The sequence below is a fragment of the Nakamurella alba genome (genome assembly GCF_009707545.1).
Taxonomy (GTDB): Bacteria; Actinomycetota; Actinomycetes; order Mycobacteriales; family Nakamurellaceae; genus Nakamurella; species Nakamurella alba.
In genome coordinates this window covers 223,083-237,638 of the sequence record NZ_WLYK01000005.1, presented here as the reverse complement: position 1 = coordinate 237,638, position 14,556 = coordinate 223,083, and the positions used below count along the sequence as shown (strand labels likewise).

The 14,556-nt window shown below is 73.1% G+C and carries 9 protein-coding genes; 2 read left to right on the top strand and 7 right to left on the bottom strand.

Annotation, left to right across the window (positions count from 1 at the left end):
* Positions 1-56 precede the first annotated feature (56 nt).
* Positions 57-2,840, bottom strand: a complete 2,784-nt coding sequence (locus GIS00_RS26910) for a YncE family protein (RefSeq protein WP_196073264.1) — start codon at positions 2,838-2,840, stop codon at positions 57-59.
* A 315-nt stretch (positions 2,841-3,155) separates the two neighbouring features.
* On the opposite strand from GIS00_RS26910, the gene GIS00_RS13190 reads away from it, so the two are divergent.
* Together GIS00_RS13190 and GIS00_RS13185 are read left to right on the top strand one after the other, a co-directional pair.
* Entirely contained in the window at positions 3,156-5,717 is a 2,562-nt protein-coding gene (locus GIS00_RS13190; protein ID WP_196073263.1) for an alpha/beta fold hydrolase, read from the top strand.
* The gene (locus GIS00_RS13185; protein WP_196073262.1) at positions 5,714-6,748 is read left to right on the top strand and encodes a glycosyltransferase family 2 protein; all 1,035 of its coding nucleotides are present in this window, start codon (positions 5,714-5,716) and stop codon (positions 6,746-6,748) included. Before GIS00_RS13190 ends, GIS00_RS13185 begins: the two co-directional genes overlap by 4 nt.
* Here GIS00_RS13185 and GIS00_RS27615 read toward each other — a convergent pair.
* The 6 genes from GIS00_RS27615 to GIS00_RS13155 are packed head-to-tail and all read right to left on the bottom strand — an operon-like array spanning position 6,733 to position 14,543.
* Positions 6,733-7,716: a glycoside hydrolase family 16 protein gene (locus GIS00_RS27615; protein WP_154768894.1), complete on the bottom strand. Its 984-nt coding sequence runs from the start codon at positions 7,714-7,716 to the stop codon at positions 6,733-6,735. The two genes, GIS00_RS13185 and GIS00_RS27615, sit on opposite strands and share 16 nt — an antisense overlap.
* Positions 7,717-7,771: 55 nt before the next feature.
* Positions 7,772-7,996 carry a hypothetical protein gene (locus GIS00_RS13175; protein WP_154768893.1) on the bottom strand — a complete coding sequence of 75 codons (225 nt, stop codon included), beginning with the start codon at positions 7,994-7,996 and terminating at the stop codon, positions 7,772-7,774.
* Positions 7,993-10,203, bottom strand: a complete 2,211-nt coding sequence (locus tag GIS00_RS13170) for a serine/threonine protein kinase (protein ID WP_154768892.1) — start codon at positions 10,201-10,203, stop codon at positions 7,993-7,995. The genes GIS00_RS13175 and GIS00_RS13170 overlap by 4 nt, the downstream gene beginning before the upstream one ends.
* Positions 10,200-11,498: a lipopolysaccharide biosynthesis protein gene (locus GIS00_RS13165; protein ID WP_154768891.1), complete on the bottom strand. Its 1,299-nt coding sequence runs from the start codon at positions 11,496-11,498 to the stop codon at positions 10,200-10,202. Before GIS00_RS13165 ends, GIS00_RS13170 begins: the two co-directional genes overlap by 4 nt.
* Positions 11,495-13,729, bottom strand: a complete 2,235-nt coding sequence (locus tag GIS00_RS13160) for a glycosyltransferase (protein ID WP_196073261.1) — start codon at positions 13,727-13,729, stop codon at positions 11,495-11,497. Before GIS00_RS13160 ends, GIS00_RS13165 begins: the two co-directional genes overlap by 4 nt.
* Complete coding sequence (locus GIS00_RS13155) at positions 13,716-14,543, bottom strand: glycosyltransferase family 2 protein (protein ID WP_322097922.1); 828 nt, start codon at positions 14,541-14,543, stop codon at positions 13,716-13,718. The genes GIS00_RS13160 and GIS00_RS13155 overlap by 14 nt, the downstream gene beginning before the upstream one ends.
* Positions 14,544-14,556: the final 13 nt, after the last annotated feature.

Here is a 14,556-nt window from a genome sequence, read left to right as displayed (position 1 = left end):
GACCGCCCGAGGGGTGCTGCTTCTTGGTGCTTCTTGGTGCTGGTGGAGCTGATGGTTCAGTCGGTCGGGAAGAGCGAGACCGTCAGGTTCGAGGCGTAGGTGCCGGCCGAGGTGTCGACGGGGATGCCGAGGTGCAACTGGGCACCCAGTTCCGCGTCGCCCCAACGACCTTCGCCGTCGGCCGCGGCGAGCCGGGCCGGGACGCCGATGCCGGCGCCGCCGTCCAGCGCACCCGAGACCGCGTCACCCGGGGTCAGGCCGGAGCGCTCGGTGAGCACCTCCGGGGTCCAGCCCAGGTACTTGGCGTCGATCTGCTGATCGGCGCCGGCGACGAACGCACCGGCCTGGACGGAGACCGACCAGCCGCCGCCGGCGGCCTGGCCGTCGTTCCGGGAGTCGGTGACCTTCACGATGGGCAGCAGACCGGAGTACGACCGTCGGTCACCCTGCACACCCCGGTCCTCCAGGGTCACCGAGGCGCCGGTGTCCGGCACGGTCAGCGACAGGAAGCCGGGCTCGGGCTCGGGATCCGTCGGGTCGGTCGGGTCGGTGGGATCGGTCGGATCCGTGGGGGCACCCGGCACCACCGCGGTGACGTCGATGCCGCTGTCACCGGGCTCGGTCGGCTCGGTCGGGTCCGTGGGGTCCGTGGGATCCGTCGGATCGGTCGGGTCCGTCGGGTCGGTGGGATCCGTCGGGTCGACCGGGGCGCCCTCGCGGGTGGCGGTGAGCTTGGTGATCTGGTCGGCACCGGCGGTGCCGGCCCCGGACTTGTCCACCAGGTACACGTTCGTGCCCACGGTGACCATGTGGTTCGGCTGGGCCGAGATGGCCAGCGTGTCCAGCAGTTCGACGGTCTCGGTGTCGATGACCGACACGGTGCCGACGTAGAAGTCGGCCGAGAACACGACGTCCGACTCCGGCACCACGGCCAGCGCGAGCGAGCCGTAGCCGGTCTTCACCGAGCCCTTGATCTCACCGGTCTGGTCGTCGAGCACGGTGACCAGGCCACCGGACTCGTTCGACGAACCCTGGCTGGCGACCCAGACCTCGTTCGCCTCGGCGTCCACCGCGACGTTGGAGGAGCTGGCGGCGCCGGCCGGCAGGTCGAAGTAGCGCGGACCCGTGGTGGCGTTGATGATCACCAGCTTGTTGGTGTCCAGCGTGGTCGTGTACAGGTTCGCACCGTCGTGGTCCAGGCCCATCGGCTGACCGGTCAGCGCGATCGTGTCGATCCGCTGGTAGGTGGTCGCGTCGAACTTGGCGATGTAGTTGCCGTAGACGGCGGACACGTAGACCGCGTTCGCCTCCTCGACAACGTGCACCTCACGGGAGTGGTTCACGTCGGTGAGCGACGCCAGGTGGGCGCCGGTCTCCTGCGAGTACACGGCCACGCCGTTGTCGCGGGTGGTGGAGACCCACACCGTGTTCCGGGTGTCGTCGACGTCGATGCCGTAGACCGCCTCGACCCGGCCGGTGGCGGAGTCCAGCACCGGGGTGTCGTAGGTGGCCAGGATCGCCAGCGTCTCCGGATCGACCTTGAGCAGCTTGCTCTGGGTCACCGGCGGGCGGCCGACAGCAGTGGTCACCCACAGCACGTCGTTCCGTGCGGAGTAGGCGATCTGGTACTGCCCGACGCCGAGCGAGGCCGAGACCTGCGCCAGGTTCAGCTCACCGGTGCCCGGGGTGCTGGGCTCGGTGGGATCCGTCGTGGGGACCGTGGGCTCGGTGGGATCCGTGGTGGGGACCGTGGGCTCCGTCGTCGGGGTCGTCGGGTCCGTGGTCGGGTCCGTGGGCTCCGTGGTCGGGACGGTCGGCTCCGTGGTCGGAGTGGTGGGATCCGTGGTCGGGACCGTGGGATCCGTGGTCGGCTCGCTGGGCTCCGTGGTGGGCACAGTCGGCTCGCTCGGCTCCGTGGTGGGGACCGAAGGTTCCGTGGTGGGCACAGTCGGCTCGCTGGTGCTCGGCGAGGTCGGCTCCGTGGTGGTGGCCGATACCGTGGTGAAGCTCAGCGGGACCGAGGTGATCGGGGTGGAGTCCAGCAGGTGCAGGGTGTGCGAGCCCTCCGGGACCGCCGAACCGTCCGGCTTCGCCGTCGGGATCGTGACGATCTCGTCGGAGAAGGTGCCGTCGTCGCCGACGACGATCCGGGCGGGGATGCCGGGGGTGTCGTTCTCCCGCAGCATGCCGTAGGTGTTCTGGTCCATCTTCACCGCGAGCTGCTGGCGCGGGGTGAAGCCGGTGCCGGAGACCGTCACATCCGTGCCCGGCAGCACACCGGTCGACGGGGTGACGGTGGCCTGCGGGTTGCGTGTCGGACCGACCGCGAACTCGGCGCTCTTGTAGGTGAACCCGAGGGTCACCTCGCCGAGCGTCGGGTCGGTGTACGGGGCCTGGCCGAGGAACCGCAGCGTGTGCACGCCGAGCGGGAAGTCCGCACCGCCGCTGATCTTCTCCGGGATGGTGATCGACCCGGCGAACTGACCCTGGGTGCCGTCCGCGGACAGGGTGACCGGGACCTCCGCCCAGGCGTCCGCGACGCCGCCGGCGCCGGTGGTCGGGACGACCGCGCCGTCGTCCATCTTCACGAAGACGGTCTTGCGGCCGGCCTCGGCGAAGAGCTTCAGGCCGGTGCCGCTGCCGGTGAACGACAGGGTGCTGCCGATGGTGACGCCCTCCGCGGAGAGGGTCACCTGCGTGTTCGGGGTGTTCGTGTCGCTGCCACCACCCGGAGGTGCGGCGAATGCGATGGGCGTGAGCGCGAGGCCGGCGGCCACCAGGCCGCTCACCCCCAGCGCGACCAGCCGGGTACGGCTGCGCCCTGTTCTGATTGGCTTCATCGATCCCTTCCTGCGTCCGTGCACCCTCGGTGGCGCGCCGGACGACCTCTGACGACATGCATCGGTCACGCCCCGGAGGTGCCAGTGCGTGACGCACTGCTGAACCAAGGCGAACCTAAGTCTGATGTTTACCCGATCGGGTTGGCAACCTCTGTGAGTGGTGACTTCCTGTAGTGAAGGTCACGTAAGGTCTGATGTTTCTTAGGTTAGCCTCAGCGAGTGCTCGTGCAGCCCTCATCCCAGACCATCTCCTTGGCTCCGCTGACCCTTCCGGCGCGGGTCGGCGGGCCCCATCCGTCGAACGGGGAGCCCACGGTGGCCTCCCGCTGGGCCGAGGTGGTCCGCGCCCGGCCGGACGCGGTCGCGCTGTCCTGCTGCCGGGACCGCCGCACGTTCGCCGAGACCGACCGGACCGCACGGGCGATCGCCGCGATGCTGACCCGGCCGGACGAGCTCGCCGAGGGTTCGGCCCTGCGGCGCGCGATCGGTGCGGCCGGTCCGGTGACGGCGCCGGTCGCCGTGCTTGCCGAGCAGGGCACGTCCGCGCTGACGGTGGCGCTGGGCGTGCTGCTCTCCGGCCACCCGGTGGTGCTGCTGGACCCGATGCTGCCCGCCGACCGCTGGTCGGACATCGTGCACCGGGCCGGCGCCCGGCTGGTGCTGGCCGAGCCGGACCGGCGGGCCGGTCTCGGTACCGCCGACGGCACGGTCGCGGTCGCGGACCTGGACGAACTGCTCGGCGCGGCGCGGCACGCGGAGACCCTGGGCCTGGGTGCGGAGTTGCTCGACGACGTGCAGCTCCCGCCGGGTGACCGCTTCCTGGTGTTCACCTCCGGCTCCTCCGGGACCCCGAAGGGCGTGCGGTACGGAGACCGCATCCTGCTGAACGAGGCGGTCGGCGGGCGGATCGCGCTCGGGCTCTGCCCGGACGACACGGTGGCCCTGGTGCTTCCGGCCGCCTTCGCGGCCGGGCTCGCGGTGTGGTGGATGGCGCTGCTCAACGGCGCCGGCCTGGTGATCGGCGACCCGCGGCTGGTCGGTGCCCCCGAGGTGGCCCACCTGCTCGGGGCCCGCGGGATCAGCACACTGCACGTGACGCCGTCGCTGCTGCGGTCGCTGCTGTCCGTGCTCCCGGAGTCGGCCGGCCTGCCCGGGGTCCGGCTGGTCACCACCTGCGGCGAGGCGGTGCACGGTCGGGACGTCGAGGCATTGCGCCTGCACCTGGACGCCGACGCCGACTACATCTCCTGGTCCGGTTCGTCGGAGACCGGTCACCTCGCCTTCCACCGGATCGGCCCGGCCGACCCGATCCCGTCCGGGATCGTCCCGGTGGGCACGCCGGCGCCGAACAAGACGGTGCGGCTGCTGGATGCGGAGGGGCGGCCGGTGCCGGACGGGGCGACCGGCGTCGTGCACCTGGACAGCGGGTACCTGGCCGAGGGCTACTGCGAGGAGCCGGAGTCCTCGCCGTTCGGCGCCTGGGCGGACGGTGTGCGCCGGTACCGGATGGGGGATCTCGCCCGGTTCGACGAGCACGGGGTGTTGCACCTGCTCGGCCGCGGCGACGCCGCGGTGAAGATCCGCGGGTATCTGGTGGAGCCGGCCGAGGTGGAGGCGGTAATCGCCGGACTGCCGGAGATCGGCGAGGCCGTCGTGCGCGCCGAGACCGGTGACGCCGGCCGTACCCGGCTGGTCGCCTGGGTGAGCCCGGCCGCCCGCACCCGCACCCTGTCCGCCACCGCGCTGCGCCGGCGGCTGCGGGAGAAGCTGCCGGAGTGGATGGTCCCCCAGACCGTCGTGCTGCTGCCGGAGTTGCCGCGCAACGAGCGCGGCAAGGTCGACCGGAAAGGCCTGACGGTGCCGGCGCACCGGGCAGACGGCACCTCCCCGCGCGGGTCGTGGGAGACGGTGATCGCCGACATCTGGTGCGAGATCCTGGATGTCGAGGCGGTCCACCGCGAGGACGACTTCATGGAGCTCGGCGGCGACTCGCTCCACGTCGAGGAGATGCTGACCCGGGTCGGCGAGCGGCTGTCCTGCACCCTGGTCGCCTCCGATCTCGCCGGGGCACCCACGCTCGCCGATTTCGCCGCGAGGGTGGGACAGCTCGGCGAGCGGGTGCCGAGCGGATCGACGGTGACCCTGCGCGGCACCGGCACCCGCCCACCGCTGTTCTGCTTCGCAGGCGCGGGCGCCTCGGCGATCACCTTCCTGCCACTGGCCACCGAGCTCGGTGCCGACCAGCCCGTGCACTGCTTCCAGCCGCACGGCCTGGAGACACGCGGCATGCCGGACTGGACCGTCCGGCGGGCCGCCCGCCGGCACCTCGCGGCGCTGCTCCGGATCCAGCCGGAGGGGCCGTACCACCTGGTCGGCCACTCGCTGGGCGGACTGATCGCGCTGGAGACGGCCCACCTGCTGGCCGCCCGCGGGCAGCAGGTGGCGAGCCTGGTGCTGCTGGACACCTACCTCCCGGAGACGATCGCCCGCCGGTACCGGGAGCTGGGCAGCCTGCCGGCACCGGACCCCGGTACCACCGCGGAGTCGACGAAGCGGGCGCTGTGGCGGGCCCGCCGGCTGGTGCTGATGGCCGGCATCGTGCGGCTCCCGCCGGAGGACCACCACCTGGCGATGACCGAACAGGGTCTGCGGGTCGCCCGGGTGCACCGCCCCCGGCCGTGGCGCGGACCGGTGCTGGTGGTGCGGTCGACCCAGAACACCGACGAACCCTCCTGGTGGGGCGGCATTCTCGCCGGTGACACCGAGTTCCGCACGATCCGGACCGATCACGTCTCGCTGGTCCGGGCACCGCACGTGGCCACCCTGGCCGAATGGATCACCACGGCGATGGACGGGGCCGGGGTGCCGGCGCGGTGACTCCTGCCGGACCACCGATCTCCCTGGTCGTGGTGACCCGCGGGGACGAACAGCTGTTGCGGACGGTGCTGCCGGCCGCGCTGGACGCCGGTGTCGACACCGACCGGGACGAGATCCTCGTGGTCATCGACGGTCCCGGCGCACCGGGTGCGGCCGCGCTGGCCGCCGGCATCCACCCCGTGGTGCGGGTCCTGGTGCTGCCGGAGAACCGCGGTGCCGCGCTGGCCCGGTTAGCCGGCGTGGGTGCGGCGAAGCACGGCACCGTCCTGCTGATCGACGACGACGTGCGGCTGACCCCCGGCGCGGTGCAGGTGCACCGGGACTTCCACCAGCGGTCGGCCGGCGGACCGGTGCTGCTGGTCGGTGCGATGCCGGTGGCGGCCCCGGCGCACGGCGACGCGGACACGCTGCCGGTCCGGGTGTACGCCGAGTCCTACCGACGCACGGTGCAGACCTGGATCGCCGCTCCGGCCACGCTCGCGGAATCGCTGTGGACCGGCCATCTCTCGGCGCGGCGGCAGGACATCCTGGCCGCCGAGTCGGTGGCGCCGACGGTGCGGCTGGACTACTTCGAGGACCTCGACCTGGGGCTCCGGCTGTCCCTGCTCGGCGTGCGGATGCACTACTCGCCGGCGGCCCGGGCGGATCACCTGCACCGCAAGGACCTCGCCGGCTTCTTCCGCGAGGCACGTTCCCGTGGGACCAGTCTCGCCCGGCTGTCCCGGCGCTGGCCGATGCTGCACGGACTGCAGGCGGCGCCGTCCGGCCAGGAGGTGCTGCGGACGTTCACAGGTGCGGTGCTGCGCCGGCGGTGGGCGGAGCGGATGCTGGCCGGTCTGGTGCGGGCGGCCGGGATGCTCGGACGCGGGATGCAGGAGCGGGTCGCGCTGCTGTCCCGGCACCTGCTGGAGCGCGCCTGGTACGACCAGGAGCGGCTGGCCGATCACCCGGAACAGGTCCAGGGCCACCTCGCCACCGTGACGGAGTCGGCGACAATGACGGCGCCGCAGCGGTTTCAGGCCGGGGCGTAGACGCTGACCCAGTCGATCTGCACCCAGGCCTCGTCGGGGACGCCGGCCACCGGGCAGAACGGGTAGCCGTAGTCCGCGCTGCGCTGGCAGCCGCCCGCCTGCTGCTGCAGGGCCAGCCACATCGGCTCGTCGGGCACCATGTCGCCGGAGATGATGCCCCACGGCTCGCCGTCCAGGGTGAAGGTGACCCGCTCCGGTTCCCAGATCACCCCGGCGGTGTGCCACTGGTTGAAGTCGGCCTCGACGTCCTTCTGCACCTTCTGCCGGCGGCCGTCCTGGATGTAGTGGACGAAACCGCTGGCCTGACTGCGGTCCCCGGAGAAGTCCTCCAGGAAGTCGATTTCCGGCGGCCAGTTCTCCGACTGCGGCCAGAGCAGGAAGTGGTAGGTGATCTCGTCCGAGGCCATCGCCCGGAACCGCACCTCCCACCGGCCGTACGTCTGCGCCACGGGCCAGTTCGACACCCCGCCGGTCACCCACTGCCCGTCCTCCTGGAAACCGGCCAGCAGCAACGAGTCCCCGTCCAGCTGGACGTGCGAGGGATCCCAGATCGTGTACGGGTCGCCGCCCGGCGGGCCGGAGTACACGTCCCAGTCGTCGCCCAGCTCGGTCCGGGAGAAGTCGTCGACGAAGACCTGCCGCCACCCCGGCTCGTCCCCCACCGGCGCCGCCACCCCCGACAACGGTTCCGCTGTCGAGGGTGTCGGGGTGGTTGCGGAGGAGGACGGCGCCTCCGAGGACGGCGCCTCCGAGGACGGCGCCGTAGACGACGGCGGGGCAGACGACGGCGCAGCGGAGGACGACGCGGCAGAGGTGCTCGGGGCCGGTTCCGGCGCAGCGGCGGTCGCCGGCCGGTCCCAGCGGACCACGATCACCCCGGCGACCACCACCAGCGCCGCGATCGCCACGAAGAACCAGCGGCTGCGCAGCAGCGGCCCCCGGTCCGACAGGTGCCGGAACTCCTTCACCGCAGATCTCCCCTCATGGCAGCACCCGTTCAGCACCCGTCACGTCAGCAACCCCTCATGTCAGCACCGAGAACCGCAGCACGGTGATCAGCACCAGGGCGAGGACCGCCAGCACCAGCAGACAGACGACGATCCGCAGCGGCCACCGGGGTGGCGCCGGCAGCGCCTCGCCGGCGCCGTCGACCCGCCGCTCACGCAGCACGGCGGTGACCGCGAGCAGCAGCAGGGTGCCGCCGATCAGCGCCAGTCCGGCCGGCTCGGTGATGAGATCGGTGTTCATGCGGCGGCTCTCGCCAGCACGGTGACCTCCGTGGTGTCGATCAGGGCGACCCAGTCGCCGGTGGCCAGCAGCTCGGCGACGATCTGGCGGGTCCAGCCGACCGGACGGCCCTCCTGCAGCGCACCGAGGGCGTCCATGCCGGAGGTGAGGTACCAGTAGCCGGGCAGTTCGTCCGGCTCGCAGTCGGCGGGCGAGTCGCCGCAGGCGGTGGGATCGACCTGGACCACCCGCACCTCGCCGAGCCGCGCCATCGGCAACGGACCGACCGACTCCAGGACGCCGATGCTCGAGGTCAGCGGCACCAGGTCGAGCAGCTCCTGCGCCGCGGCGACCTGGACGGCGCTGACCCGCTCGAAGGCGACGTTGAGCCCGCGGGTGGTGGTGAAGATGCCCGCCGCGACCACCAGGGCCACCCCGGAGGCAAGCACCGCGACCCGCCGCCGCCGTGCCGAGAAGGCCCGGCCCAGCCGGAGCAGCGCCACCGCGCCGAGCGCCGCCCAGATCGGCCCGCCGTACAGCGCGACCCGGATCACCACCTCGCCGCCGTAGGACTGCAGGGCGACCAGGCCGATGGGGCAGGCCGCGAGCCCGGCGAGCAGCACCGCCTCCGGCCGGCGCCGCAGCAGCCACCAGCCGGCCACCGCGAGCAGCAGGAGCAGTGCGGTCCAGCCCATCCGCAGGTATTGCATCTGCAGGTAGACCGGGTCACCGGTGAGCCGCTGGCCGACCCCGGCGGACACCGTGCTGCCGACCCGGCCCACGTCGCCGAGAACGGTGCCCAGGTGGCCGGTCCAGTAGTCGGTGGCGCCGTAGCCGAACCAGCCGAGGAAGAGCACGCCGGCGGCCACCGGCAGGGTGCGGAACCGGGACGTGCCGGTGATCGCGAAGACCAGCAGCGCCAGCACGGTGACCACCGGGGTGAGCTGGTGCGACATCACCATCGCGGCGATCAGCAGCAGCAGCGCACCCTCGAGCGCGAGCATCCTGCCGGCGCCCAGCCCGGCCGGCCGGCCGGGGACCCGGCGCAGCACCTGCCAGCAGCGGCGCCATCCCGGGCCGAGCGGCAGCCGGGCGGCGGACAGCGACCCGAGCAGCACGGCGAGGATCGAGACGAAGAACAGGAAGGCGACGGCCTGGCTGGAGAAGTAGTCCTGCTGCAGCCAGTTGGTGACCCCGAAGAGCAGCACCGCGATCCAGCCGCCGCGGGCGGAGCGGGTCACCGCCCGGCCGATCAGCCACAGCGCCGGCATCGCCAGCACGGCGAACAGCCCCGGCGCCAGCACCATCAGCGGTCCCACCGACGACATCCCGGCCCACTGCTGCAGCTGCGCACTGCCGGCCAGGAACCCGGGCCAGCTGAACCGGGCGTCGGTACCCAGCGCCACCTCGCCGGTGCGGGCGATGTACTCGACGAAGCCGACCTGCACCCAGCCCGCGCCCACCGGAGCGGCACCGGAGGCCACCCCGACGAAGGTCGCGACCTGGATCAGCAGCACCGGCACGGCGATGCCCAGCAGCAGGTGGTCGACGGCACGCGCGACCAGGCCTGCGGTGATCACCGCGCAGACCAGCACCAGCGCCAGCCAGTAGGTCCACGGCAGCACGGTGAGGATGCCGCGGTCACCGGCGGCGGTGAGGTCCGTGGTCCGGGTGGCCGCCCACCAGAGCAGCACGGATCCGGCCAGCACGCACAGCCCGCGCACCCGCCGGCCGATCGCGCGCAGGGCCGCCCGCCAGGGTGCGGTCGGGGCCGACTGCAGGACCCGGTGCACCGCCGCCGGCAGGAAGAGCACGCCGATCGCGGCCTGGATGCTCGCCGCGGCGGCCGGGGACCAGCGGTGCAGGGAGGTGGTGAGGGTGCCGGTGACCAGCAGCACCGCCGGACCGGTGGTCACGGCGAGGATCGTCGCCACCCGGCCGTCCGGCGGCCGCAGCGCGATCACCGCCGGCACACCGGGCACCAGCAGCACGAACAGCACGGCCAACACCGGCCGTCCCGGCACGGCCGCGTCCGACCAGGACAGCAGCGGCAGCCCGAGGCAGAGCACCAGGGCCGGCACCAGGGCGATGGCCTCGAGCACCGGCCGGCCGGACCAGCCCGGCCGCGTCGCCGGGGTCGGGTCCGGGTCGCGGTCGGGTTCCGGGAGGTCGACGACCGCCTCGTCCCAGCCCGTCGAGGTGGACTGCTGCGGCAGCAGGACCTTCACGAGTCCGTCCGCAGGGAACGCAGCATCCGGTACAGCGGTACCGAGGCGACCAGGGCGGCGACGCTCTCGCCGATCAGGAAGGACCAGCCGACACCGACCATGCCCCAGGCGTGCACGGCCGGGAAGGACAGCCCGATCACCAGGGACGCGGTGACCAGCTGGACCACCACCAGCATCTTCAGCCGGCCCAGCACCCGGGCCAGCGAGTTGTAGAGCATCAGCACGGCGGTGGCGGGCAGCGCGAGGGCGAGCACCCGGGCCAGGGCCGGTCCGAACTCGGCGTACTCCGGCCCGACGATCTCCAGGTAGACCGGGGCGGCCAGGATCAGCACGGCCATCCCGGCCGCGGCCACCAGGGCCAGGATCCGGACGAACCGGCGGATCAGCGACCGCAGCGCGGCCCGGTCCCGCACCGCCTCGACGACGAACGCGCCGGTGGTGGCGCCGACCAGCAGCACACAGCCGGAGGTGAGCGTCCACACCAGGTTGAACACGGCGTTCGCCTCGGCGCCGAGCAGCCCGATGACGATCAGCGGCAGCAGCAGCGGGGTGGCGGTGGCCACCGCGCTGGTCAGGTAGGTGACGCCGAAGTAGACCCGCAGCTCGCGGACCGGGGGCAGGTCCGGCTCGCCGGTGATCCCGCGCAGTCCGCGGGTGAACAGCACGGCGTTGATCACCAGCAGCCCGACCAGCGCCGGGATCATCCAGCCCAGCACGATCGCGGTGGCCGACCCGCTGGCGGCCAGCAGTGCCACGGCCGCCAGCTTCACCACGGCGTAGGAGACGTTCTTGACGGCGACCCAGCGCGCGCCGCGCAGTCCGGTGAGGACGAAGTCCTGCAGGCCGAACATCGTCAGGATGACCACGAACGCCGGGAACATGACGTGCTCGGCGGTGCCGTGCAGCACGCTCTGCGATCCCAGCACCAGGAAGCCGGCGCCGAACAGGACGGCGGCGATCGAGGTGACGGTGTAGCCGGCGACGATCAGCGACCGGGTCCGATGGCCGGTGAGCGGCAGGAACCGCTCGAACATCCCGCCCAGGCTGAGGGTGGCCAGCGAGGCGAGCATGGTCGCCGAGGAGATCACCGCGGAGGCCCGGCCGACCTCGGCGGCCGGGAAGCCGCGGGCGGCAACGGTCCAGAAGACCAGCCCGAGCAGCCCGGTCGAAGCCGTCGAGATCATCAGCGCGAGGGCGTTGCCCTCGAGGCCGGACGCGGCCCCTCTCGCACCGGAACCCCGGCGCAGCAGGCTGCGCCGGGGGCCCGGGGGACTGATCGTGGGTGACGAGGTCAAGCGGTCGTCCCCACCGGTGGCAGGAACCGGCCGCCGGAGCGGCGCGCCGCCCGGCGGGACCGGAGCAGCCGCCACGGCCCGGCGAGGTAGCCGGCGAGCTCTATGAGCACCAGCTCCCGCGGGTAGTCGGCGCCGCGCTCGGCGTTCTTGGTCGAGGTCGGGGAGAGCAGCACCCGGAGCGCCGACGGCATGGCCCGCAGCACCTTCAGTGCGGGTCCCGGTCCGGAGACCAGCGCACCGGTGACCACCGCACTCATCCCGACGCCGTACCCGAACATCTGCTTGCGCAGGTCCTCCGGGTTGTCCCGGTGGAAATGCCGGACCAGCGCGGCCGGGGTGTAGACGAGGACCGCGCCGGATCGCACCGTGCGGCCGAAGATCTCCAGGTCCTCGCCGCCCATGGCCGGGCTGCCGGCACCGAGCGCGGTGTCGAAGCCGCCGAGCTCGCGCAGCAGCGCGGTGCGGAAGGCCATGTTGTTGCCCGACCCGAACTCGCCACCCGCGTAGGGGTACAGCGCGCCGCGGGCACCGATGGTGCCGTCGATGCCGAGGTCGTGCGGCAGCCGACCGGCGAACCAGAGCACCCGGTGCGCACCCTTGTCGAAGGCGCCGTACTGCTCGAACTGCAGCTGCTGCGGGGTGCGCAGCTCGGCCGGGGTGACCAGCCCGGTGACCGCGCCGACCTGGCCGCCGCGGTCGGCGGCGAACACCGCGCACAGCTGCTGGATCCAGTGCCGGTCCGGCAGCGCGTCGTCGTCGGTGTAGGCGATCAGCTCGCCGGCCACCTCCTGCAGCCCGCGGTTGCGGGCATGGGAAAGCCCGCGGACCGGGGCCCGGACGATCCGCAACCGCGGGTCGTCGATCCCGGCCAGCAGCGCGTCGACCCGGCCGCTGTCCGGGTCGTTGTCCACCACCACCAGTTCCAGCCGGCCGTGGCTCTGTCGCAGCACCGCGTCCACCGCGGCGACCAGGCGCGGGTCACGGCCCAGCGTGCAGATGACCACGCTGACCATCAGGTGCCCGCCGGCCGCCGGCAGCGGTGCCGTGCGGACGGCGGGAGCCAGTGCACCGCCCAGGATCTCGGCGATCTGGGCGCGCCGGTCGGTGGCCGGATCCAGCAGCACGGAGGCCAGCGGCAGGTCGTCGCGGCGCAGCAGCACCGACACCGGGCCGTCCGGCAACAGGTCGATCTCCGAAGGGGTGGAACGGATGTCGGTGATCTCCAGGTCCACCACCGGTACCTTGCAGGACTTCTCGACGGCGGCCGGGGCCGGCCTCCGGGACGTGGTCAGGTAGCCGAGGGCGGTGGCGGCGGTACCGGCGAGCAGCACCCCGGCGCGCGCGGCGGCGGCCGGTTCGCGGGCGGCCCCCGCCAGCCCGCGCCGGACGCCGCCGAGCACGGTGTCCACCAGGAAGCGCCGTTCCCGGGACAGTGCCGCCCCGGTCCCGACCAGCGCGGCCAGCCGCGCCTTGCTGCGACCCTCGTGGAAACATCTGCGCAGCAGGTACTTCAGGGAGCCGCGCTGCGCCGGGACCTGGTGGTCCACCGCCGGGGAGGTGCTGCGGCGCACCGACTCCGGGCCGCGGTCGGCCGCCACCCGGATGCCCAGCGCGGTCTCCTCGCAGCCGGCCGGCACCCGACCGGTGCGGCCCAGCCCGGTGTGGAAACCGCCGGCCTGCACCAGCGCGTCCCGGCGCACCGCCATGTTGGCGCCGATGGGATTGCGGATCACCGCGCCGTCGCCCGGCAGGCCGCGGTAGTCGCAGCCCACCACCCAGTCCAGCTCGTCCGGGAACCAGGCCGGGCGCCCCGCCTGCCAGTCGGCGTGCACCGCGCCACCGGCCAGCTCGGTGCGCGGATCGGTGAAGGCGGTCCGCCAGGCCGCGGCCCAGCCGGGCCGCGGGAAGGCGTCGTCGTCGACGAAGACCACCACCGGTGCCGAGGTGGCGGCCGCGCCGGTGTTCCGGGCATCGGACAGCCCTCGGGTACCGGAGTTCCCGATGACCAGGGTGTCCGGGAACAGTGCCCGGGCCAGGTCGAGCAGCTCGTCGTGGTGGTCGACCACCAGCACCAGCTCGTCGCCGGCGAGCAGTTCCGTGCGCAGGGCGCCGAGCAGCCGGCGCAGGGTGGGCAGCCGGTCGACGGTGTGCGCGCACACCACCACGGCGAGCGCCGGTCCGTCGGTGGCCGGGACGCCGGCCGGGAACGGCAGCAGGTCAGCCTGCGACATCGAGGATCCCGGACTCCGACGCGGCCGGCTGCCGCTGGGCCGGGATGACGGCGGTCCCCGCGGCGGTCCGGGAGGTCGTCGGCAGCGCGCGGGCACGGCGCTTCTCGGTGAGAAGCGTGCGGGCGACCCGGATCCCGTCCTTGACCGCATGCAGGTTGCTGGCGCCGTGCAGCCGCAGCGCCTCGACGCTGGGGACCTCGACGACCTTCAGGCCGGCGGCCGCGACCCGGGTGTTCAGCACGGTCTCGATCTCGAATCCGTCGCCCCAGAGCATCTCGTCGCCCTCCGGCTGCGCGTCGGGCAGGTCGAGGGCCGGCAGGATGTCCCGCCAGAAGGCGTTGTAGCCGTAGCAGAGGTCCGTGTAGGACGTGCCGAACAGCAGGTTGGCGGTGCCGGTCAGCGCGTGGTTGCCCAGCGCGCGCAGCTTCGTCAGGTCCTCGCTGCCGCCGGTGGGCAGGAACCGGCTGCCCTTGGCGAAGTCGGCGCCGGCCACGAGAGCCTCGACGAACGCCGGGATCTCGCGCACATCGGCGGATCCGTCGGCGTCCAGCATCACCACGATGTCACCGGTGGCCGCCTCGAACCCGCAGACCAGGGCGTTGCCCTTGCCGCGTCGGGTCTGCGAGATGACGGTGGCACTGGTGCGCAGTCGCCGGGCCACCGGGCGGGTGCCGTCGCGCGAGCTGCCGTCGACCACCACGACCTCATACTCGCGCGGGATCAGCGGGATCACCTCGCAGAGGTTGCGGGCCTCGTTGCGGGCCGGGACCACCACGGAGATGCGGGGATCCGCAGGGCGCTGACGTGCGGCCACGGTGCTGTCCTCT